The organism is Qiania dongpingensis (assembly GCF_014337195.1).
GTDB classification, from domain to species: Bacteria; Bacillota; Clostridia; order Lachnospirales; family Lachnospiraceae; genus Lientehia; species Lientehia dongpingensis.
Genome location: NZ_CP060634.1, coordinates 1,190,740 through 1,212,927, shown reverse-complemented (window position 1 = coordinate 1,212,927; position 22,188 = coordinate 1,190,740). Strand labels below are relative to the sequence as shown.

The 22,188-nt window shown below is 45.9% G+C and carries 18 protein-coding genes, 4 tRNA genes and 2 rRNA genes; 21 read left to right on the top strand and 3 right to left on the bottom strand.

Annotation, left to right across the window (positions count from 1 at the left end; translation table 11 throughout):
* The first annotated feature begins 73 nt into the window (after window positions 1-73).
* From H9Q78_RS05870 to H9Q78_RS05800, 15 genes are all read left to right on the top strand, one after another.
* The gene (locus tag H9Q78_RS05870) at window positions 74-301 is read left to right on the top strand and encodes a hypothetical protein (protein ID WP_249304220.1); all 228 of its coding nucleotides are present in this window, start codon (window positions 74-76) and stop codon (window positions 299-301) included.
* A gap of 136 nt (window positions 302-437) precedes the next feature.
* Entirely contained in the window at window positions 438-1,352 is a 915-nt protein-coding gene (locus H9Q78_RS05865; RefSeq protein ID WP_249304219.1) for a ribonuclease Z, read from the top strand.
* Between the two features lie 33 nt (window positions 1,353-1,385).
* Window positions 1,386-2,435: a tRNA (adenosine(37)-N6)-threonylcarbamoyltransferase complex transferase subunit TsaD gene (gene tsaD / locus H9Q78_RS05860; RefSeq protein ID WP_249304757.1), complete on the top strand. Its 1,050-nt coding sequence runs from the start codon at window positions 1,386-1,388 to the stop codon at window positions 2,433-2,435.
* Between the two features lie 211 nt (window positions 2,436-2,646).
* Window positions 2,647-3,039: a BlaI/MecI/CopY family transcriptional regulator gene (locus tag H9Q78_RS05855; protein ID WP_249304217.1), complete on the top strand. Its 393-nt coding sequence runs from the start codon at window positions 2,647-2,649 to the stop codon at window positions 3,037-3,039.
* Complete coding sequence (locus H9Q78_RS05850) at window positions 3,026-4,393, top strand: M56 family metallopeptidase (protein WP_330595275.1); 1,368 nt, start codon at window positions 3,026-3,028, stop codon at window positions 4,391-4,393. The genes H9Q78_RS05855 and H9Q78_RS05850 overlap by 14 nt, the downstream gene beginning before the upstream one ends.
* Window positions 4,394-4,800: 407 nt before the next feature.
* Window positions 4,801-5,145 carry a hypothetical protein gene (locus H9Q78_RS05845; RefSeq protein ID WP_249304215.1) on the top strand — a complete coding sequence of 115 codons (345 nt, stop codon included), beginning with the start codon at window positions 4,801-4,803 and terminating at the stop codon, window positions 5,143-5,145.
* 75 nt (window positions 5,146-5,220) lie between these two features.
* Window positions 5,221-6,699: an ABC transporter substrate-binding protein gene (locus H9Q78_RS05840; protein WP_249304214.1), complete on the top strand. Its 1,479-nt coding sequence runs from the start codon at window positions 5,221-5,223 to the stop codon at window positions 6,697-6,699.
* Window positions 6,700-6,715: 16 nt separating this feature from the next.
* Complete coding sequence (locus H9Q78_RS05835; RefSeq protein WP_249304212.1) at window positions 6,716-7,837, top strand: TolB-like translocation protein; 1,122 nt, start codon at window positions 6,716-6,718, stop codon at window positions 7,835-7,837.
* 93 nt (window positions 7,838-7,930) lie between these two features.
* Window positions 7,931-8,800, top strand: a complete 870-nt coding sequence (locus H9Q78_RS05830; protein ID WP_249304211.1) for an ATP-binding cassette domain-containing protein — start codon at window positions 7,931-7,933, stop codon at window positions 8,798-8,800.
* Between the two features lie 11 nt (window positions 8,801-8,811).
* Window positions 8,812-11,214, top strand: a complete 2,403-nt coding sequence (locus H9Q78_RS05825; RefSeq protein ID WP_249304209.1) for a hypothetical protein — start codon at window positions 8,812-8,814, stop codon at window positions 11,212-11,214.
* On the top strand, window positions 11,211-12,347 hold the full coding sequence (locus H9Q78_RS05820) for an efflux RND transporter periplasmic adaptor subunit (RefSeq protein ID WP_249304208.1): 1,137 nt from the start codon (window positions 11,211-11,213) through the stop codon (window positions 12,345-12,347). Before H9Q78_RS05825 ends, H9Q78_RS05820 begins: the two co-directional genes overlap by 4 nt.
* Before the next feature lie 15 nt (window positions 12,348-12,362).
* On the top strand, window positions 12,363-14,171 hold the full coding sequence (locus tag H9Q78_RS05815; RefSeq protein ID WP_249304207.1) for an efflux RND transporter periplasmic adaptor subunit: 1,809 nt from the start codon (window positions 12,363-12,365) through the stop codon (window positions 14,169-14,171).
* Between the two features lie 19 nt (window positions 14,172-14,190).
* Window positions 14,191-14,949, top strand: coding sequence for an ABC transporter permease (locus H9Q78_RS05810; protein ID WP_249304205.1), 759 nt, complete (start codon window positions 14,191-14,193; stop codon window positions 14,947-14,949).
* A gap of 102 nt (window positions 14,950-15,051) precedes the next feature.
* Window positions 15,052-15,801: a 2-C-methyl-D-erythritol 4-phosphate cytidylyltransferase gene (gene ispD / locus H9Q78_RS05805; RefSeq protein ID WP_249304203.1), complete on the top strand. Its 750-nt coding sequence runs from the start codon at window positions 15,052-15,054 to the stop codon at window positions 15,799-15,801.
* 13 nt (window positions 15,802-15,814) lie between these two features.
* Window positions 15,815-16,315, top strand: a complete 501-nt coding sequence (locus tag H9Q78_RS05800; RefSeq protein ID WP_249304196.1) for a GNAT family N-acetyltransferase — start codon at window positions 15,815-15,817, stop codon at window positions 16,313-16,315.
* Between the two features lie 54 nt (window positions 16,316-16,369).
* Here the strand turns inward: H9Q78_RS05800 and H9Q78_RS05795 are convergent, their stop codons facing one another.
* From H9Q78_RS05795 to H9Q78_RS05785, 3 genes are all read right to left on the bottom strand, one after another.
* The gene (locus H9Q78_RS05795; RefSeq protein ID WP_249304195.1) at window positions 16,370-17,776 is read right to left on the bottom strand and encodes an amidophosphoribosyltransferase; all 1,407 of its coding nucleotides are present in this window, start codon (window positions 17,774-17,776) and stop codon (window positions 16,370-16,372) included.
* Between the two features lie 108 nt (window positions 17,777-17,884).
* Complete coding sequence (locus H9Q78_RS05790) at window positions 17,885-18,481, bottom strand: GNAT family N-acetyltransferase (protein WP_249304193.1); 597 nt, start codon at window positions 18,479-18,481, stop codon at window positions 17,885-17,887.
* A 56-nt stretch (window positions 18,482-18,537) separates the two neighbouring features.
* Window positions 18,538-19,332 carry a class I SAM-dependent methyltransferase gene (locus H9Q78_RS05785; protein WP_249304191.1) on the bottom strand — a complete coding sequence of 265 codons (795 nt, stop codon included), beginning with the start codon at window positions 19,330-19,332 and terminating at the stop codon, window positions 18,538-18,540.
* A 298-nt stretch (window positions 19,333-19,630) separates the two neighbouring features.
* Between H9Q78_RS05785 and H9Q78_RS05780 the strand changes: the two genes are divergently transcribed.
* The 6 genes from H9Q78_RS05780 (at window position 19,631) to H9Q78_RS05755 (ending at window position 22,172) form a co-directional block, all read left to right on the top strand.
* A tRNA-Ser gene (locus H9Q78_RS05780) sits at window positions 19,631-19,716 on the top strand.
* 72 nt (window positions 19,717-19,788) lie between these two features.
* A tRNA-Ser gene (locus H9Q78_RS05775) sits at window positions 19,789-19,877 on the top strand.
* Window positions 19,878-20,056: 179 nt separating this feature from the next.
* Window positions 20,057-21,591, top strand: a 16S ribosomal RNA gene (locus tag H9Q78_RS05770).
* Window positions 21,592-21,773: 182 nt separating this feature from the next.
* A 5S ribosomal RNA gene (gene rrf, locus H9Q78_RS05765) occupies window positions 21,774-21,891 on the top strand.
* A gap of 4 nt (window positions 21,892-21,895) precedes the next feature.
* Window positions 21,896-21,969 (top strand) — tRNA-Ile (locus tag H9Q78_RS05760).
* A 130-nt stretch (window positions 21,970-22,099) separates the two neighbouring features.
* Window positions 22,100-22,172: transfer RNA gene (locus H9Q78_RS05755), tRNA-Ala, on the top strand.
* Window positions 22,173-22,188 lie beyond the last annotated feature (16 nt).

The following is a 22,188-nucleotide window of genomic DNA, read 5'->3' as shown; positions in this document are numbered from 1 at the left end:
GGCTCATGATTTTATAATGATAAAGAAGGATAACAATAAAAGAACGAGCTTTTGGAAAGGCTGTGAGAATTGCATGGAGACAAAACAGGAATTCCGAATCTGCAACCAATGCGGAAAGACGGTTAAGACAGATGGCGCACCTCCTTATGGGGAGGGCCTGTCCGTGTCGAAGACCTGGGGATATTTTTCCGGGAAGGACGGCGAACGGCACCATTTCTTTCTCTGCGAGGACTGCTATGATAAGCTTGTAAAAGGGTTTTCCGTGCCTGTGGATATAGAGGAGGAGACTGAGCTTCTTTGAAATGAAAACAAATTACAGACCGCCCCGGGATATGAGAGAGAATACTCTTGTATCAGCGGGGCGGTTTATGTTATGATAAGGCAATGTGAGGACAGGTTGAAGAAACTGGATATGAATTTCGGAAGGAAGGATCGCCATGCTTGATATATGTTTATTGGGAACCGGAGGAATGATGCCGCTTCCCTACCGGTGGCTGACCTCTCTTATGACGCGGTGCGGAGGCAGTCATCTGCTCATCGACTGCGGAGAAGGGACACAGATCGCCTTGAAAAAGAAAGGATGGAGTGCGAAGCCCATCGATGTGATATGCTTTACCCATTACCACGCGGACCACATCAGCGGCCTTCCTGGCCTGCTTTTGACCATGGGAAACGCGGAACGGACGGAACCGCTTAAGATGGTCGGCCCCAGGGGGCTTGAGCGTGTCGTGACCGCTCTGAGGACCATAGCTCCGGAGCTTCCCTTTCCCATTGAATTTCATGAGCTGTCGGAACGGGAGCAGGATCTGACTGTGGGTCCGTACTCGATCCACGCGTTTCGGGTAAACCATAATATTCCCTGCTATGGATACTCCGTTTCTTTAAAGCGGGCGGGGAAATTTCAGGTGGAGAAGGCAAAGGCGCTTGAACTTCCGGTGCGTTTTTGGGGTGTTCTTCAGAGAGGTGAAAATGTGGAACTTGACGGCCGGCTTTATACGCCGGACATGGTGATGGGAGAAGAGCGGAAGGGCATCAAGGTGACCTACTGTACGGATACCCGGCCGACGCCCGGCATCGCAGAGGAGGCGAAAACAGCGGACCTGTTTATCTGCGAGGGTATGTATGGAGACCGGGAAAAAGCGGCCAAGGCGCGGGAGAATAAACATATGACCATGTATGAGGCGGCGAGGCTGGCCAGAGACGCGGATGTGCCGGAGCTTTGGCTGACCCATTACAGTCCGTCCCTGATGTGGCCGGAGGACTATATGGACGAGGTGCGGAAGATTTTCCCCAGGGCTTTGGCGGCAAAGGATGGACAGTCGGCGGAGCTTAAATTTGAAGAAGACGATTAGCGGTTTTGGCAGAGGCGGAGACGGATGATAGGGATGGATGATAAAATGGCAGCAGAAAAAAAGGAACAGGATGTATATATTTTAGCCATCGAGAGCTCATGCGACGAAACAGCGGCGGCGGTGGTCAAGAACGGTAGGGAGGTTTTGTCCAATGTGATATCGTCACAGATCGCACTCCATACGCTGTTCGGGGGCGTAGTGCCGGAGATCGCTTCCAGGAAGCATATTGAAAAGATCAATCAGGTGATCCAGGAAGCCTTGGATGAAGCGGGTATGACTCTGGATGAAATGACCGCTGTGGGAGTCACCTATGGCCCCGGCCTGGTGGGCGCTCTGCTGGTGGGCGTATCCGCGGCAAAAGCAATCGCGTATGCGAAGAAGCTGCCGCTTATCGGCGTACATCATATAGAGGGCCATGTCAGCGCCAACTTTATTGAGAACAAAGACCTGAAGCCGCCTTTTTTGTGCCTGATCGTCTCCGGCGGCCATACGCATCTGGTGAAGATGAAGGACTACGGAGAATTTGAGATCATCGGAAGGACCAGGGACGATGCCGCGGGAGAAGCCTTTGACAAGGTGGCGCGGGCAATCGGGCTCGGGTATCCGGGAGGACCGAAGATAGACAAGGCCGCAAAGGAGGGAAATCCCCACGCGATGGAGTTTCCGCGGGCGAAAATAGAGGGAGCGCCTTATGATTTCAGCTTCAGCGGTTTGAAGTCGGCGGTGCTCAATTACCTGAACCACGAAAAGATGCGGGGAGAAAAGGTCAGCCAAAGCGACTTGGCCGCTTCCTTTCAGAATGCGGTGGTGGAATCTTTGGTTAGCCGCACAGTCCTGGCGGCCAGAGAGTTTGGGATTCGGGATGTGGTCATTGCCGGCGGCGTAGCCTCGAATTCGGCTCTCCGGGCAGCTATGAAAGAGGCCTGTGAGAAGGAAGGATTTCGTTTCTATCACCCGTCACCCGCCCTTTGCACCGACAATGCGGCGATGATCGGCGCAGCGGCTTACTATGAGTATCAAAAAGGGACGAGAAGCGGATGGGATCTGAACGCGGTCCCCAATCTGAAGCTGGGAGAGCGATAAAAGGCTTTTGCAGTTTAATCTGCTAATTATTAATAAAATATTTGATTTAATGAAAAGCTCTTGCCAAAATGGTAAGAGCTTATTCTATTACTTTGTATAAATTGATCTTTTGGAAAATTCAGTTGAAAAACTTGATTATAATATAAAAAAGTGATAAAATGCAAGTAAGTAAAATGAAGTAATAAATTGAAATTATAAGGAGAAAAAGGTGTTGGCAAAAGCAAGATTGACAGCGACTGAACTGGATCTGATGAGAATGATCTGGGAGGTGGAGGAAGACGGACAGGAAACGAGTACTTCCAATATCCGAAAAAAATATCAGGAATATCTAAACGAGCAGGTACTGCCGCAGACTGTAAATACATATGCGGGACATTTAGAAAAGAAAGGTTATATTCAGATCTTAAAGTCGGAGAACGGACGCCGGACTCACATTCCTCTTGTAAGCAAAAAAGATTACATGGAAGAACAGACGAGATACTGGAGGAAGTTCTGGAATCAAAGCAGTGCTGCATATGCGATGATGGCATTAAAAGGTGACGAAGAGGGTCTTTCTAAAGAAGATTTAGCGGAATTCAGGAGATTTTTGGATGAATTTGATTAGTGTATTTCTGATGATATTCATGACTACATTGACTGGTACGATTGTATTTGGCGGATGGAAGATTCTCAGCAGCAGATTGGACAGGAGAGAACAATTTAGGGGAATTAGGGCCTGTCTGCTGGCTGTGATTGTTTTTTATGTTGTTCCGGTAGCGTTTTTTTATATGGCGTTCCGGACCAATCTGTTTTATGGGTCTATGAATACGCCGTTTTCACAGCAGACTCCGTTTTTGAGAACTGCATTCAGAGTTATGGCTGTTATCTGGTTATTGGGCGCTGTTTGGAAAGTTATAAAATATGTACAGTGTGAATCCGCAGTCAGAGGTATTATCCGGCACAGCATGCGGGCAGAAAAGAAAATACAGGATGCTGCGGACGCTGTGTGCAGTGATATGAGGTTATCAAGAAAAGTTCCTGTATATATGACGGTGAGCCAGAAAACACCGCTGATCGTTGGTTTTTGGCATAAGAAAATCTTATTGCCCCAAAAACAATATGATGACGATGAGCTGCATGCAATCCTGGAGCATGAGCTTTGGCATTACAGGCAAGGAGATTTACTGTTAAAAAAGGCGTGCAGCTGGATAGTCAGGATTCAGTGGTTTAACCCGCTCACACGGTATCTTCAAAAGGAGGTCGATAAATGGGGCGATATATGCTGTGATAAATATGTATGTTTTGAAGGGAGCGGCGGATGGGATATTAAACAGTATTTTGATATTGTAGCTCGTAATTCCGGTAAAATGGAATTGGAATTACTGTCTGGTATGAGCTTGCAGAAAACGTTAGAATCATTGAAAGGGAGGGTGAACAGGATGATGAAGTATAATCCAAAAAAAGAGTTGAAAAAAGCAGGGATATTGCTGTTGGTGGCGGGCTTTGCTATGGCCTCAGCGGTTACCTCTCTGGCAGCGGGGCAGGGAATAGCGGCATTATATGATACAGCATATGAAGCTACTAAGGTGATCATTGAAGAAGATTTGCAGCCGCAGTTAACAGGTCTGGAAGAGGTGGAATGGCTCCCTGATGAAAGCAAAAGTATAATAGAAATGCCGGATGATCTTTTGACGAGAGCGAATAACAGTTATACATGGGATATACCTGCCGGAAAATCCCAGCTGACAGGGCAGTTCTACGCTTCCAATGGAAGTAAGGTAGTTGTAACAGTATCACCGGACCCGGCAAATGCCAAGGTTGGAGTCGGTTTGAGTCAGCCCAATGGATATTGGAGAGGCGTATCCGGAACGGGAGCGTATTCTCACACATTCACTGTGAACCAAAACGGCTACCATCGCGTGTATGTAGAAAATCTTGCCGGTAAAGATATTACAGTTGGATTGTTTGTTGTAAGATAGGGATTGGTAAGGGCGTCGGGACGGCGCCCTTTTTATATTTTGAGAAAGTCCTTTGAATATGGTGTATATGAATGTGCAAGAAGCTTAAACTATTTTTACAAAAAAAGAATTTTACAAATCAAAAGGGCTTTGTAGAAAATAAAATATAAAATACACTGAAAAATAATTGGTTATATAAAACTTTATGTAATATCAAATGACATATCATAAAATAAATACTAATAAAATAAATTGACAAAATATGAGTGTACATGTATACTAGAATAAGTAAGTAAAATAATTTACATATAATATATTAGAATTAGAAAAAAATGCTTTGACAGAGAAATAATAAGAAATATTAAGTGTCACTTAATATAAATGAATTTGGCCAAAATTCATAATAAAAACGAAAGGGGTTTTGAGATATGAAAAGAAAAATCTTGATACTATTAATGTCAGCAATGACACTCATGTTATTTAGTGTTACATCTTTTGCGGCGAGCTATAACAAAACAAGCGGTACGATTAGCGGAACACTGAAGACTTATTCAACGTATGCAAGTGCAGGAACAACAAACACGAACGGAAACGCGTATGTATCTGTCAGGGTTAAATACAATACTTCCAGCGGTGGTACATATTGGTCTTCAAAAGCTGAAAATTCTGGATCATCATATGCTAATACATCAAGGAGCATATCTGGTACTGTAATAGGTGCGGAGAGTGGTCACGGAGCAAGTAAAAGTAGTGTTTCTTTCAATTTACCGTAAATATATTTGAACTAATGAAAGGGATAGACTATTTTTATAGTCTATCCCATTTGCTATATAATTGGGAGGCAGCATATGAAAAGATATATATGGATAGTGGTTCTTGTAATATCGGTATTAAACATTTGCGGATGCGGATTGGATAAACCAAAAGAAAAGGACACTCTGCCTTTAGAAACAAGCAGCTTAGAAAGTTTTGAAAAAGACAGTAAGACAGAAGAACAGAGTTCAGAGAAATTTGATATGGAGCAGGACATAGAGCCGGGAACGCTGACATGGGCAGTTTTTGATATGGGAACAGATTTGGAGATTTATGAGGATAGTCTGAATGAGCTGCTGCGAAATAAAGGAATAGAAAATAAAATAAAATTTGTGGATATTAAGGTTCCTTTTGAGGAGGACTATGAGGCTTATGTACAGACCTATATCGATGCGGTTCAAACCGGCGGTTATGATATTGTTACATGTCCGGGAGTTTTGAATTGCTATGATGTATATGCGATTATGGCGCAAAAGGGTATGCTGGAACCATTGGATATTGAACCAGATCAGACAGAAAATGGCACAGAGCTGCAAAGGGCATATCCTGCAGTCGTATGGAAATCACTCCGGTATGAAGGAGAAATATATGGTGTTTTAACGCCATATACCAATTTTAAGTATTACGCAGTGTTTAATCAGAAATATGCGCAGGAATTTGGGCTCGATGTAGAACGGGTGTCATTTTCCGATATGGAAAATCTTATGGAAAAGGTAATAGACAGTGGAATAAAGAAGGAAAATCCGGCATTTGTAATATCTACAATGTGGCCGTATTTTTTAAGCGCCTCTTATGAAAATACAATTTGCGAGCTGCTTGCTGTGTCTGTGGGAGATGGTGCTCCCGTTGTGGAAAATATTCTAAAAAATGAGGAGTTTTTAGATCACATGGAACTTTTAAACCGATGGGGTGAAAAAGGTATGATCTGCTATGACAATTACTGGGAAGCCTTGGGAGCAGGAGAATTTTTTGTCACTGGTATATATTCGTACAGTGCGGAGAGTGCGGAAATGTATTGCAGAAACGCGTATGAGATGGACGAAAGTATACAGCTTCTAGCGGTTGAACTTCCAGAATTTAACCAGTCATTTTCGGGTAAAGGGAATAAAGCTTGTGTACTGGAAGGAAGTAAGAATAAGGAAGAAGCTATCCATATTTTGAGTTTGATCTATTCTGAAAAGGACTTTTCGGATGCTCTGGCGGGTTCTGCTTTTGGGAATCCGTTCCTGACTTCGCCGGGAGAAGGTGAATCGGAATCTATAAATAAAGAATTGTGGGATACGGTAGAGACAATACATCCATCTGAACTGAATGGATTTTTCTTTGATATGACGGAGATTGGGATGACGGTCAGCGAAGTAAATACGTTGATACAAGATGATTACATGTGGAAGTTTTCCGGAAACAGCGAAGATTGGAAAGCTGAATTAAAAAAAATAGAGGAAACGTTAGAGAGAATGGGAATACAGGAGGTGGTCGATAACATGAATCAGCAGCTGAATACGAAAAATTAGGGAGGGGTGAGGGCTTGTGAAAATGTTCCGGATATTTTTATTTTTTAGCGCCAGTGTTCTGATCTTAGCAGGATGTGGAAAGAAGAAAAAAACAGATAATGCAGAAGAATCTGTATGGCGGATGAATTCCTGCTTTACGAAAACAGGTATTTTATATAAGAAGTCGGATATAAACGGGAAAATTAAATATTATGATTATGAGACGAAAGAGTATTTGACACTCTGCGCAAAGGCTAATTGCAGACATGATTCTTCTGAATGTATGGCGGTTTATCTTTATCAGAACATTGATTTTATGGGAAAATTGGGAGATAAATGGTATTATCATGTGATGAAAACGGATGAAGACGAGGGAGCTTTCTATTCTTGTGATTTAGACGGCGGCAATGAAAAGAAAATTGGATCGTTCTCCCATGGAAATGGTTATGCGATTGGGACGGTGAATCTGTTTTATGGTGATGTTTGTGTGCTGGAAACAGAAGACGATCATTTTGATGATGCAACGGGCGAATGGACAGGTACGGCCAGTGGGATTTATCGTTATCATTTTGATACGGGAGAGGCGGAAGTACTTTGCGAGGAAAAGGAGTATATGCGTCCAGCGTATTCTGTTTTTGGAAAATACAAAAACAAACTGATTTACACAGAATGGGATGGAGAGAAGAATTTGTTGAGACAGATGGATCTTGACACCAGGGAGATCACCTCTCCTTTAGGAAATGTAAATATCGTTACAGGATCTGTGCAGGGAGACACATTGTTATGCAGTGCTATGGAAGATGAAAAATATGAACTTGTCATTGCAGACCTGGAAACAGGGGATCAGGAAAATATTTGGACGAAGGGAATCGCCTCAGATTTTTTTTGGGACGAGGAGCTTAAATTATTTATGATTTATGGAGAGGAATCAGTGGTAACAGAGGACGGATATACCCGCCAGATCTTTGAACTGTATCAGTATATGGAAGACGGCACATGCCGGCTTATGAGAACGGGAGATACTGCAAAATGCTTCATACCGTATGTAAGGGTGGAAGATCAGCTGATTGGAAGAGATTCTAAAAAAGGAGAGCTGGCCCGAATAAAGGCAGAGGATTTCATTCAGGGATCTGGAAATTGGGAAATTTTAAATGAATAAATATAGATGTGATAAACGGTGATTTTTGATATAATGAACTTAGATATATGAAAAGCGAATTTTGAACAGCGGGGCAGGAGAAAGAAGAGGAATATGAAGCTTGAAATTAAGGGACTCACAAAGGCCTATGGAAAGAAGCAGGCACTTAAAGGCTTGAATATTACCCTGACTGAGGGAGTATATGGTTTTCTCGGACCCAACGGGGCGGGAAAAAGTACCTTTATGAATATTTTGACAGGGAACTTGCAGGCGACTTCCGGTCAGATTTTATACGATGAGGAGGATATCGTAAAACTGGGACGGAATTTTCGTGGGATCCTGGGTTATATGCCCCAGCAGCAGGCGCTCTATCCCAATTTTTCGGCGACAGGTTTTTTGTCTTATGTGGCGGCGCTCCGGGATATGAAAAAGAGCAGGGCGAAGGAGCGGATTCCAAAGGTACTTTCCCAGGTGGGACTTTCCGATGTAGCCGAGGAAAAAATCTGCTCTTTTTCCGGAGGTATGAAGCAGAGGCTCTTGATTGCCCAGGCGGTTTTAGATGAACCGAAAATTTTGGTTCTGGATGAGCCGACGGCAGGTTTGGATCCGAAGCAGAGAATCGCTATCAGAAATCTGATTTCGGAAATTTCAGCGGGAAAGATTGTCATTATCGCTACCCATGTGGTGACAGATGTGGAATCGGTGGCAAACCGGATACTCCTCATCAGAGAAGGGGAGATGCTGGCGGATTCCACAAGAGAGGAGCTTAATGCTTCTCTTTCAGGTCATGTCTGGGAGCTTCAGGTGCCGGAAGAACAACTGGAAAGAGTCGTTGGAAGAGAGGATTATTTAATTGGAAATATTTCCAGAGAGGGAAAAATTCTTTTCGTGCGGGTGATTTCGGATAAAGAGCCGGATGATTATGTTTTTATGTCTGTTAGGCCGGGTCTCGAGGATGTGTATCTTTACTATTTTAAAGAATAGGAGGAAGGGGGATGACGAGGCTTTTTTATTTTGAATTTAAAAAATTATTTTCCAAAAAAGCAGTGCCCTTTTTCTTTCTTTTCCTCCTTCTTTTTAATGGAATAATGATCTACAGAGAGAGCCGGGGAAGGTATCAAGGCTATTTGAAGGCGGATGTGAGCAAGGTTTATGAGAGCCTTGACAGTATGACCGCTTTGGAGGCAGAGGAGACTATAACAGAAAGAGTCAAACTTTTGGAAGCTGTGGATGTCTGGAGACAGTGGGCTGACGGCTTTGAGGCTTGGACGGAGGAAGACAAACAAAGCTTTCGAAATGTACATAAAGAAGTCATGAATCAGTATCCGGATCTGGATATTGAGGACAGCTATCTTCTATACTTAAAGAATTTTTATGATGAACAAAGTTTGCTTTCTGATGTATTGGAACAGGTTTCGGCAGTGGCTCATTATGAAGAATACCTAGAGGGAATAGAGGAAGAAGCCAGAATTATGACAGCCTCTTCCCTCTTTGGAGATCCGGGGACGTTTTCCTATCGCAATATTGAGAAAACGCCGCCGGCTTATGAGCATTTAGAAGGAACTGTGCTTCCGGCCGCGAGTTCGGAAGGAATTATCTTGGCCACAGAATCAAAAGTGACAGATATCCTGCTTCTTTTTTTGCTGGCAGTACTGGGGATTTCCATACTTATCGGCGAGAGAGAAGAAGGAACATTGCTTCTCATCAGACCTATGAAAAAGGGGTATTTGGAGACCATTACGGCAAAGCTTTTATTGGTCTTGATTTTGTCTGCACTGGCCTCTCTTATATTTTACGGTATGGATTTTTTGATCAGTCATATCGTTTTCGGGATGGGAGATCTGGGACGGCCGATTCAAAGCGTAAAAGGCTTTTTGACTTCTCCCTACGAGATGACAGCGGGGCAGTATCTTGCCGGCTTTTTAGCTGCTAAGACGGCGGCGGCTCTTGTGTGGAGTATATTGATTTTCTGTCTCTGCACGGTATTTAAAAATGGGATTAGTGCCTGCCTCGCCATGGGGGTTACCTTTTCCATAGAGTTTCTTTTGTATTTGACCATAGGGATCCATTCTTACCTAAGCCCGCTGAAAATACTGAATCTTGTCTGCCTTGCAGATGCTCCGTGGTTTTTCGGAGATTATCTCAATATGAACCTGTTTGGATGGCCGGTAAATGTGGTACCTGTTTGCATCGGAACGGGTATCCTGGCCTTTTTTCTATCCTGTACATTTTCTATTCAATGTTATCTGACAGAGAGTTCATCTTCAGGTATCGAAAATAGAATGATATCTTTTTTGCAGGCGAAAATCAGGAAGAAAAGGAATAAGAAACGAAATATAAGGATTTCTCTGTTCTTAAAAGAGTTTTACAAGATTTTTATTATGGAGAAAGCGTGGATTTTGCTGGTGCTCTTTTGCTTTTTACAGTGGAATACATATAAGGGATTTGAGGTATATACGGATTCGGATGATAAATTTTATCAGTATTATATCGATCAGGCAGAAGGGCTTCCGCTGCAGGAAACGGCATTTAAGTACCAAGAGGAATATAACAGGTTTGAAACACTTGCCAAAGAAAACAAAAGTGCTTCAGATTTATATGCGTCGGGGAAGCTTCCCTATATGGAGTGGCAGGAGATCAATACGAAATATATGGCTGTAACTCGCGGAATGATCGGGTTTGATAGGGCGGTCAGCCAGTATGAGCATGTCTTAAATGAGAAGAGGGCAGGGCGGGATGCGGAGCTTTTCTATGATACTGGCTGGCAGGCTCTTTTTGACAGGAGTGGACAGCGAGAAGATGTGATGAATGTCGGAAAACTTAGTTTCTTTCTGATTCTCGGCCTGTCGGCAGTCTTTTCCGTGGAGAAAAGCTCCAAAGTGGAGATGTTACAGAAGGCATATTTAAGAGGCGGCGGAAGTGTTTGTATCAGAAAGTACGTTTCTTGTTTTATTTATGGAACGGCCGCTTATCTTATCGCCTACCTTCCGAGATACCTGTCTGTATTTTCAGAATATGGGACGGCGGGATTTTCAGCCCCTTTAAAGAGCTTGAATGTTTTATCTGAGATACCTTTTAATATTCCGCTGTGGGCTTATCTTCTCGCTGTGGGGATTTCCAGATATCTTGGTATGCTGGCAGCTGTGGGCCTGATTTTATGGCTATCCAAACGGTGCGGGAACATGGTGCATACGATTCTGATTGCCATGCTTGTACTGGAACTTCCTGTATTTTTATATTTGATGGGAATTATAGGAGAAACTTATTTTTCGCTGCTTCCGATGATGACTGGATTTTCCATGTACCGGCTGACTGCGGTGCGGATCGTTTACTGGTGTGTAGCCCTGGCTGTAGGGTGTTGGCTTTATTTTCGGACCTATGAGGAGGGCGGTATATGAAGAACAAGAAAAAATGGGTGATATTCGGTATCGTACTCTTGTTTTTAGGAGCGGCGGGGATTGGTATTTATCTGGGTACGCCGTCCATACCGAAGGAGAATAAGAAACAGGAAGCGCCGGTGCAGTCTGTGGCTTCCATCACAGGGTATATCGAGGAAATGACGGCGAGGAGCCGCTTTTTGGGCGTCCTAGCACCGAAGAATAAAGTGGAAGTATATCTGGACGAGGGCAGGGAATCAAACGGGCTGCTGGTAGAAGCGGGAGCGCAGGTTGAGCAGGGGACAGCTCTTGCGTCTTATGATAATTCCTTATTGGCTCTTGACAGGGAGCAGGCAGTTCTGGATATGGAGCAGGAAGAACTTACCATTGACAGCTTGGAAAGCCAGGTAAGGATACTTCAAAATGACAGAAAACAGGCGCATGATTCAGAGAAAGGAAGCTATGATCTGCAGATTTTAGACTTGAATACGCAGATTGAGCAGGCAAGATACAATCTGGGACTTAAAGAAAAAGAAATCTTAAGGCTTGATGCGAAGCTGGAAGTGACCCAGGTGGTTTCTCCCTGCACAGGGATTGTCACCGAGATAGGGGCAGACGAACGAAGTCTGACCATTGTATCAGAAGGCGCCTATGAATTGACGTTTTATGTCGGTGAGGGAGAGCTTAAGGACTTTCAGACAGGTATGACAGTGGCGGCGGAAGACCGGGACGGGGCGGCATCATGCCAGGGAGTGATAAACAGGATAGAGGCAGGTGCGCCGGAAGGAAATGAAGCGAAGGCGGAAGGCATGAAAGAAACTTCTTATCCCGTTCATGCGGTGATTGAGAATGCGGAAGGATTCTTTCCAGGACAACATGTCTATGCAGAACTGATAAAGCCGGGAGAGTCCTTGGGGACCTCCGGAGGAACAGCTATCCTTCTGCCAGAGAGCTATATTATAGGCGGAGAGGGAAAACCCTATGTGTGGGCCGTAGATAAAGAAGGAAAGTTGGAAAAGCGGAAAGTGACTTTGGGAGCTTATAACGACAGGCACAGCGCTTATGAGATAAAAGAGGGATTATCCTACACGGATTATCTTGCATGGCCTATGGATTCTTTGAGGGAAGGACAGAAGGCGGCCTTTGGAGAGTAAGAGGAGGTATAGCAGATGGAGAAGAAACAAAAACTGGCTGTCTTACTGGCGTTTATTGCGATAATCGTTATGGCCACAGGCCTTTTGACGGGTATGTCTATCCGCAGGATCATGGGAACGGGAGAAGAAGCAGTCCCGGTATATTCAGTGGAGGGTCTTCGAAAAAAAGAATGGTCCTTATCTGTCTCTGTTCCGGTTACCATAGAGGCAGGCGGCAGCTCTGCTTATTACTATGACAGTGATCGTCCTGTAGAGGTGATCTATGTAGAAAAGGGGCAGGAAGTTGAAGCCGGGACACCTCTTTTTAAATATGACTCCTCTGCTCCGGAGGGAGAGCTTCAGGGAGCAGAACTTTCTCTGGAAAATGAAAAGTTCTATCTTGAGGAGCTTGGAGGCTATCTTGAGGAGCTTAAGCAGATGAAACCAGTCTCGGACGGACTCGGACGGGGAGAAGGGGACGTCCATTATGCTTCTGAAAAAGGCCATTCCCCGATGGCCGGAGGGCTTTTGTATATTGGAAAAGCAGAAAAAAGCTTGGAGAATCAGATAAACCAGGAAAGAAAAACGGAATCTGAGGGCAGTACAGAACCCGGGGATCATGAGTCTGAAGGGGGGGAGACGACGGACACTTTTTTTCCTGAGGGGACCGTCTTATATGATAAGATAGATAAAGACAGCATTCCCTTTCAAGGTGATGGGACAATAGATACTCCATATTGCTACTGTTTGAAAAAGGGCGGGGAGGTATCATCCGAGGTCCTTGTTTTGCTGATGCGTATTCAAGGATGCGGGCGGTTTTATATTATGGAATCGGAAGACTTGATGAAGGAACCGCTTTTTATTTGGAATTTTGATGGAAAAGCATATGAAGATCAGGTGCAGAAGGAGACAGAATCTGAAGATGAAAGCAGCCTCGCAGGTACAGAGGAGAGCAGCTCTTTAAAAGCAGAGGAAAGTACCGGCAGTTCTGAAGGAACGGACGAACAATCCCGACCGGATTTTGAGGGAGAATTTGATGAGGGAATGCTGGAGGAGGCACTGGGAAATCTGGACAGTGCGGTTCAGGGATTTACAAAGGAAGAGCTGGCTCAGATGGTGAGAGAACGTTCGATGGAGTATGAGAAGCTGGAGCTTGCTATTCGAAAAAAGGAAAAGCAGATCTTAAATCTGAAGGAAACAATTGAAGAATGTACTGTGATAGCAAAAGGAGATGGTACGGTACAGGAGGTTTTAGGGATTGAAGAGGCCGTCTTATATGGGCAGCCCATGCTGATAATAAAAGAAGATTCTGGATATCACCTGGAAGGACAGCTGAATGAGATTCTTGCAGCTAAGCTAAAGGAGGGAGATAAAATCTCCTTGCCAGCTACTGCCGATGGAAAAGAAATCTCCGTTTCTGCAGAGATTCTTTCCATTGATAAAGAGCCGGAGGAAGAAATAACTATTGTTGGAAATCCCAATTTGAGCTATTATAGATTTACGGCTAATCTGGAGAACACGGGAAAAGTAAAGGCAGAGGAGCTTTCGGAGGCTCTTGTTCCCATGGGAGAAAAGGGAGAGGGAGCGATTGTCCTGCCCAGCAGTTTGATCGCTTATGAAAATGGGACGTCCTATGTCTATGCCATGGACCAGGAGGGACGGTTAAAGAAACGATCTGTTGAGACGGGCAGAAGCATTTTGGGGACTGATGTGGAGGTGCTTTCGGGAATCTCTTTGGGCGATTATCTGGCGGAGCCGAAAGCGGACGGCGTAGAAGAAGGGAAAAAAGCCAAAGTCGTCTATGGAGAAGAAATGGAGATTGGAACGAAAGAATCGGCGGAATAACAGGCAAAAGGAGGAGGCTGTGAAAAAGAAATCGAAGTTTGCTGCCGGAATTTTTGCCGGCGCATTTGTACTGGCTGTGTCCTGCTTTATAGCCTTTGAATTCGGAAAAGGTAGTGATAAGGGCAAAAGCGGGGAACTCGAAGAGGTACAGAATGAAAGTATCCTTGGGGAAGAGACCGCAGTGATAGCCCTGTCGGAAGGAGAGGTTCGATGTGATTTTTCTTCAGCGGCAGCCGTTCCTTCCCTGGTGCCTCTGGCAGATTTCCTGATAAAGGAGATAAAGGAAGAAGAAAACGTTTCGGAAGCGGCGGCCTTTTATTTGAGAAAAGAGGAGATTTCGGTTTATCGTGGATTGGATGGATTGGCGGGTGGAAGTGTTCTTGGGGTAGGGACAGATTTCTTTCCGGCAGCGGGACTTATGGTAGAAAAAGGACGGGGGATTACAGAGAAGGATATTCTGGAACAGAAGCGAGTGGCCGTTTTAAACGACAGGGCGGCGATGCAGCTCTTTTATGAAAAAGAAGCCATAGGGGAAGCTTTGGAAATTGAGGGGAAACTTTTCCAAGTGGTGGGTATCGTCGGAACATATGATGAGACACAGTTGGGAGGACTTGTTTTGGTGCCGGACAGTACGTGGCCGCAGCTTTATCAGTATGAGGAGCCGAAGGCAGTCGCACTTCAAAGTAAGAATGAACTGCAGAAAGCGGCAGATCATGCAGAAAGAATATTGAACAGTATGATTTCTGAGGAAAGTACGGTTTGGTATAAAATACAATAAACTATTTATAAATGATAGAAGATATGAAATATATAACACCCCGCAGGGAGTGTGCGGTATCGGCAGCCCGGCTGCCAGAGAGAAACGAAAGGGACAATGGATATGGGATACGAAAAGGTGACGGCTGTTATTCTGGCCGCGGGGCAGGGAAAACGGATGGGGACCGATGTGCCGAAACAATATCTGAGGATCAGAGGGCATGAGGTGCTTTATTATTCTCTGAAGGCTTTTGAGGAAAGCTGTGTGGATGAGATCATCTTGGTGGCGGGGGAACAGGATATGGAATACTGCCAGCGCCAGATTGTAGAAAAGTATGGATTTCAAAAGGTGGCCAAGATCATTTCCGGGGGACAGGAACGATACGATTCCGTTTATGCGGGCCTGCTTGCGGCGGATGACTGCAGTTATGTGCTGATTCATGACGGAGCGAGGCCGATGGTGACGCCGGAGATCATTTCCCGGGTCCTGGACGGAGCGATGACCTATGACAGCTGTACGACAGGGATGCCGGTGAAGGATACCATTAAGATTTCAGATGAGAGCGGGATGGCCGTGGATACGCCGGAGCGGGGAAGTCTCTGGACCATCCATACGCCCCAGGGATTTTCGTATCCGGTCATTTTGGAAGCACACAGGAGGTTCAGACAGGGCAGTTACCGCATTTCGGTGACGGATGATACCATGCTGGCGGAGATCTTTCTCAGAAAAAGAGCGAAGCTGGTGGAAGGAGATTACCGAAACATAAAGGTGACGACTCCGGAGGACATCGCGGCGGCCGAGGCGTTTTTGAGGGAACGGGACGTGAGTGAAAACACGCAGGCAGGCCTGCGACAAAACGGAGTAGTGCTATAGAGGGGGAAGGAATATGATTCGGCTCAGACCTTGGAAAAAAGAAGAATTAAAAGAACTCTTGGGATGGTTTTCGGACGAAGAGGAGTTTTCCAGATGGAGCGCCGGAAAATTCACATATCCGCTGACGCAGGAGCAGCTTCTGGACTATTATGAGCGTTTTGAAAAGGACAGCTGCGGATGGATCATGGCGGCTCTGGATGATAGAGGGCGTTTGGCAGGACATATCATGATGCGGAAGGCAGATTATGAAAGAAACAGTGTCCACTTTGGCTTTATCGTGGTCTCCCCGGAGTTTCGGGGAAAGGGGATCGGGCGCCTCATGGTGTCCCAGGGGCTTAAGTACGCTGGCGAGATCCTGGGTATGAAAAGTGTCACCCTGGGAGTTTTTGAGAACAATCCGGCGGCCAGGCATTGCTATGAGAGCGCCGGCTTTCGGACGGAGGAAATTCTAAAAGATGAATTTGATTATCACGGAGAAAAGTGGACGCTAGTGAATATGGCGGCGTCGATATAACAAAAAAAGGATATTTCAGGACCACGGCGATGGTCTGAAATATCCTTTTTCCATTTATTCTCTGCCGTCCCAGCAATAGGTGCACAGCTTCTCACGGTCGATGCCGACGGACTCTATCATATCATCCAGGCGGTGATAGCGGAGAGAAGTAAAGGACAGCCGTTCTCCGATGTGCTTCACCATTTCTTTATGTTCGCTGGTTTCCGGATTGGAATACAGATCCAGATGGGCGAACTTGTCATTGCCTTCCATTTCCCGGATGACCTGTCTTGTGATCAGATCCATCTCAGAGGTTGAGCGGGAAAAATTCAGATATTTACATCCATATAAAAGGGGCGGACAGGCAGGACGGATATGGACCTCCTTTGCGCCGCTCTGGTATAGGAACTGGGTAGTCTCCCGCATCTGTGTTCCGCGGACAATGGAATCGTCGATCAGCAGCAGACGCCTGTCCTGGATCAGGTTGTGCACCGGGATCAGCTTCATCTTTGCTATCAGATTTCTCTGAGTCTGGATGGTAGGCATGAAAGAACGAGGCCAGGTGGGAGTGTATTTGATAAAGGGGCGGGAAAAGGGGATTCCCGATTCATTGGCGTATCCGATGGCATGGGCGATACCGGAGTCTGGTACGCCGGCCACGATATCCGGGTGGACATCATCCCGTTTTGCAAGCTTGGCTCCGCAGTGATAACGCATCTCCTCTACGCTGATTCCCTCATAGGAGGAGGAAGGGTATCCGTAATACACCCACAGGAAGGTACAGATTTTCATGTCCTTTCCAGGCTGGATGAGAGTTCTGACATATTCGGGAGTGACGATGACGATCTCGCCGGGGCCGAGCTCTTTATATTCGGAATAGCCGAGATTCAAGTACGCAAAACTTTCAAAAGAAATGCAGAAGGAATCTTCTTTTCTGCCGATGGCGACGGGGGTCCTTCCCAGCTTGTCCCTGGCGGCGTAGATTCCCTTCGGGGTCATGATCAGCATGGTCATGGAGCCGTCGATCAGTTCCTGGGCGTACTGGATTCCCTCAATCAGATTTTCCTTCTGGTTTATGATGGCGGCGACCAGCTCTGTGGCATTTATAAGACCGCCCCGCATTTCAAAAAAATGAGAATGGGACGCCTGTAGGAGCTTTTCTACAATAGCGTCAGAATTATTGATCTTTCCCACCGTAGTGATGGCGTATGTGCCGTGATGGGAATGGATGACAAGGGGCTGAGGCTCGTAATCGGAGATGCAGCCAATGCCGAAACAGCCGTGCATGGAGTTGGCGTCGCCGTCGAACTTAGTCCGGAACGGCGTGTTCTCTATGTTGTGGATGGCCCGGTCAAACCCTTTTTCTTTATCATAGGTTGCCATACCGGCCCGCCTTGTTCCAAGATGAGAATGATAATCGGTGCCAAAAAATAAGTCAAATACACAATCGCTTTTGGAAGCGACACCAAAAAAACCTCCCATAGTATCCTCCGCATAAAAATATTTTATAACTATAGTACGACATTATATGACAGTAACAGTATACCCGAAAAGCCCTCCGGTCACAAGGGGGGAATCAAATAAAAGAAGTCACACCTCTTTTTCTATAAAATGGACGGCAGAATTATCCCAGTATTTTTTGTATACCCTGTCCTTTTTATGATCCAGATTCAACTGATACATACGAAAGATGACAAAAATGTCTTTGGGCTGCCATTGCTCCTCATATGAATATTGATAGCTCATACCCGACTGGATCATCACACCTCCGCTTCGGGGATTATTTTTGTCATGTGTGGCGGTGATGTAGGGGATTCCATCTGCCTTAACTCGTTCAATAACTGTCCTAGCTGCTTCGGTCACGATACCTTTGTGCCAAAACTCCTCACATAATCCATAACCCAGGTCATGACTATCGTCCATGCTTACGTGTATATATCCGATTGGGATATTATTATCTTTCAAACAAATCGCATATTTATAAGCGCGGTCCAGTCTGTAAGCACTGACGTATTGTTTCTGCCAAAAACAACTGGCTTCTTCCATTGTCTTCAGCGGAAACCACGGCAGGTATTGATTTACTTTTTCATCTTTGTAAATTGCAAATAGAGCATTCAGGTCTTCTTCAACAAATCTTCGCAGTATCAGCCTTTCTGTTTCCAATCTGGGGGTGTTTTTAAAATTCATACTCATTATCTCCGAAATCCATAATTGATTGTGTGATGGCATATCGTTCGAATTATCTATTTTCTGAATATATCCACCGCGTGGCTAGTAACGCCAAGCAGGTCTTCGCGTTCGCAGGTGGCAAGGTGATATTTTAAATATAACTCAAATTCTTCTCTATTCATTGCGTCCACCGCTTCACGCATAAATAAGGCACATCCATCTGACGCGGCGTAATGCAGACGGGATACAGGGAAGACAGACATCAGTTCATCAATATCTTCTTTGCGGACGAGCTCGAAAAGATCCTTTGGCTCGGATTTGGCCGCAAAGGTCTGAGGGTCGATCAATCCATTTTCAATATATTCCGATACATTGATATTGCCGCGTTTGAATCCCTCATCAAGGAGACAACCGTCCGATATGACATAGGCGGCAAAGATCACGCCTCCCGGTTTTGTTACGCGGATTGCTTCATTAAGAGCCTGCCGTTTATCTTCTTTATTATATAGATGATACAGCGGGCCCAACAGCAGCGTGATGTCGTATTTATTATCCGGAAAAATAGACAGATCTAAAGCGTTTCCTTGTACGACAGATATTGTTTCTTCCGGCCGGATATTTCGGCGGAATATTTCTATATTATGTTCGACCAACTCAACAGCGTCAACCTTATATCCCTGACGCGCCAGCGCATGGGAATATCGTCCGGTCCCTGCGCCAATCTCCAGCACACGGTCGCCGGGTTTTATATAGTTGGAAATATAATGCATTGTTGTGAGGAACTCAACTGAGCCATGCCTTGATTCAAGACGGCTGTCTTCATCGTAATGATTGCTGTAGTGTTCAATTAGATATTGGTTCGTTTCCATATTAACCTCCCTTATTATTTCAATATAAATACCGTGGTAAAATTTATTTCAAAAAGTAATTAATTGCGGGGTAACTTTCATTTATTCTAATATCTGATGACAGAATTGTCAAACAGCTATAATATGCCTAAATACTTTTGTTTTTTGGATTGACAGATTGGAATATTAATGGTAAAATCAACTCTGTTGCGTAGGCATGAGAACGGAAATGAACGAATTCTTGAAATTCTTTAAAAATATCGAAGACTTTCTATTGACAAGCCTTTTCTGGTGTGGTAAAGTAGTTGAGCACACTTTTGGAGAGGTATCGAAGTGGTCATAACGAGGCGGTCTTGAAAACCGTTTGTCCGCAAGGGCGCGTGGGTTCGAATCCCACCCTCTCCGCGCAGGATTTTTCATAAGTCCAGGAACTAAAACTACAAAAGATTTTATGATATTAAATGGATTCAGGCTGATGGAGAAGTACCCAAGAGGCTGAAGGGGCTCCCCTGGAAAGGGAGTAGGTCGTTAATAGCGGCGCGAGGGTTCAAATCCCTCCTTCTCCGCTCGGTTTTCTATCATAATGGAGAACCGGCAAGAGAACCTTGATAACTGAACAGTATATTCCAACCCCTGAAAATTCTTAAAAAAGAAGTTTCAGAGAACCGATGCGAGAGCATCGACCTTAAAAGTAAGTAAATGGGATAAAGAAAAAGCTAGAGCTTATCTTAAGACCAAGAGATCAGAACATGAGAGTTCGATCCTGGCTCAGGATGAACGCTGGCGGCGTGCTTAACACATGCAAGTCGAGCGAAGCACAGAGAGGAGAATCTTTCGGGAGGACCCATTCTGTGACTGAGCGGCGGACGGGTGAGTAACGCGTGGGTAACCTGCCTCATACAGGGGAATAACAGCTAGAAATGGCTGCTAATGCCGCATGAGCGCACATGGCCGCATGGCCGAGTGTGAAAAACCGAGGTGGTATGAGATGGACCCGCGTCCGATTAGCTAGTTGGTGAGGTAAAGGCCCACCAAGGCGACGATCGGTAGCCGACCTGAGAGGGTGACCGGCCACATTGGGACTGAGACACGGCCCAAACTCCTACGGGAGGCAGCAGTGGGGAATATTGCACAATGGGGGAAACCCTGATGCAGCGACGCCGCGTGGGTGAAGAAGTATTTCGGTACGTAAAGCCCTATCAGCAGGGAAGAAGATGACAGTACCTGACTAAGAAGCCCCGGCTAACTACGTGCCAGCAGCCGCGGTAATACGTAGGGGGCAAGCGTTATCCGGATTTACTGGGTGTAAAGGGAGCGTAGGTGGCATGGCAAGCCAGAAGTGAAAACCCGGGGCTTAACCCCGCGGATTGCTTTTGGAACTGCCAGGCTGGAGTGCAGGAGAGGCAGGCGGAATTCCTAGTGTAGCGGTGAAATGCGTAGATATTAGGAGGAACACCGGTGGCGAAGGCGGCCTGCTGGACTGTAACTGACACTGAGGCTCGAAAGCGTGGGGAGCAAACAGGATTAGATACCCTGGTAGTCCACGCCGTAAACGATGAATACTAGGTGTCGGGGGGCAAAGCCCCTCGGTGCCGCAGCAAACGCAGTAAGTATTCCACCTGGGGAGTACGTTCGCAAGAATGAAACTCAAAGGAATTGACGGGGACCCGCACAAGCGGTGGAGCATGTGGTTTAATTCGAAGCAACGCGAAGAACCTTACCAAGTCTTGACATCCCTCTGACCGGGAAGTAACGTTCCCTTTCCTTCGGGACAGAGGAGACAGGTGGTGCATGGTTGTCGTCAGCTCGTGTCGTGAGATGTTGGGTTAAGTCCCGCAACGAGCGCAACCCTTGTCCTTAGTAGCCAGCAGGTGAAGCTGGGCACTCTAGGGAGACTGCCGGGGATAACCCGGAGGAAGGTGGGGATGACGTCAAATCATCATGCCCCTTATGATTTGGGCTACACACGTGCTACAATGGCGTAAACAGAGGGAAGCGAAGCCGCGAGGTGGAGCGAATCCCAAAAATAACGTCTCAGTTCGGATTGTAGTCTGCAACTCGACTACATGAAGCTGGAATCGCTAGTAATCGCGGATCAGAATGCCGCGGTGAATACGTTCCCGGGTCTTGTACACACCGCCCGTCACACCATGGGAGTCAGTAACGCCCGAAGTCAGTGACCCAACCGAGAGGAGGGAGCTGCCGAAGGCGGGACCGATAACTGGGGTGAAGTCGTAACAAGGTAGCCGTATCGGAAGGTGCGGCTGGATCACCTCCTTTCTAAGGAAGAAGAAGTAAGGGAGTTGGAATATGCTGTTGAGTTATCGGGGAAAGTGCACCTCGAGGGCGCAGCCCTCTCGTTCGCGGCAGAGCCGCGTATACAGGTGAGGAGCCCATCCTCAGGAAGCGAGCTTCCTGGTCAGGCCATCCTGCCTGTGCACTTACAACTGGATAACGGAATTTCTGGTGCCGATACGTTCAGGGGAAACACCCGTACCCATCCCGAACACGAAGGTTAAGACTTGAACGGCCGATGGTACTATGCTGGAGACGGCATGGGAGAGCAGGTGGGTGCCAGAATTTTGGGCTTATAGCTCAGCTGGTTAGAGCGCACGCCTGATAAGCGTGAGGTCGGTGGTTCGAGTCCACTTAAGCCCATGTAGGAAAGACCAAGGAAAGATGAGCTTGAGGAGGTAAGGCCCGCTTAAGCCCATGCAAGAAGGAACCAAGGAAAGATCAAAGAAAGACCAAAAGAGAAAAAACGATAGAGATGACCAGAAGCCCGTATGGGGGTGTAGCTCAGTTGGGAGAGCACCTGCCTTGCAAGCAGGGGGTCAAGGGTTCGAATCCCTTCATCTCCAGGAAAGCCTTTTTTCA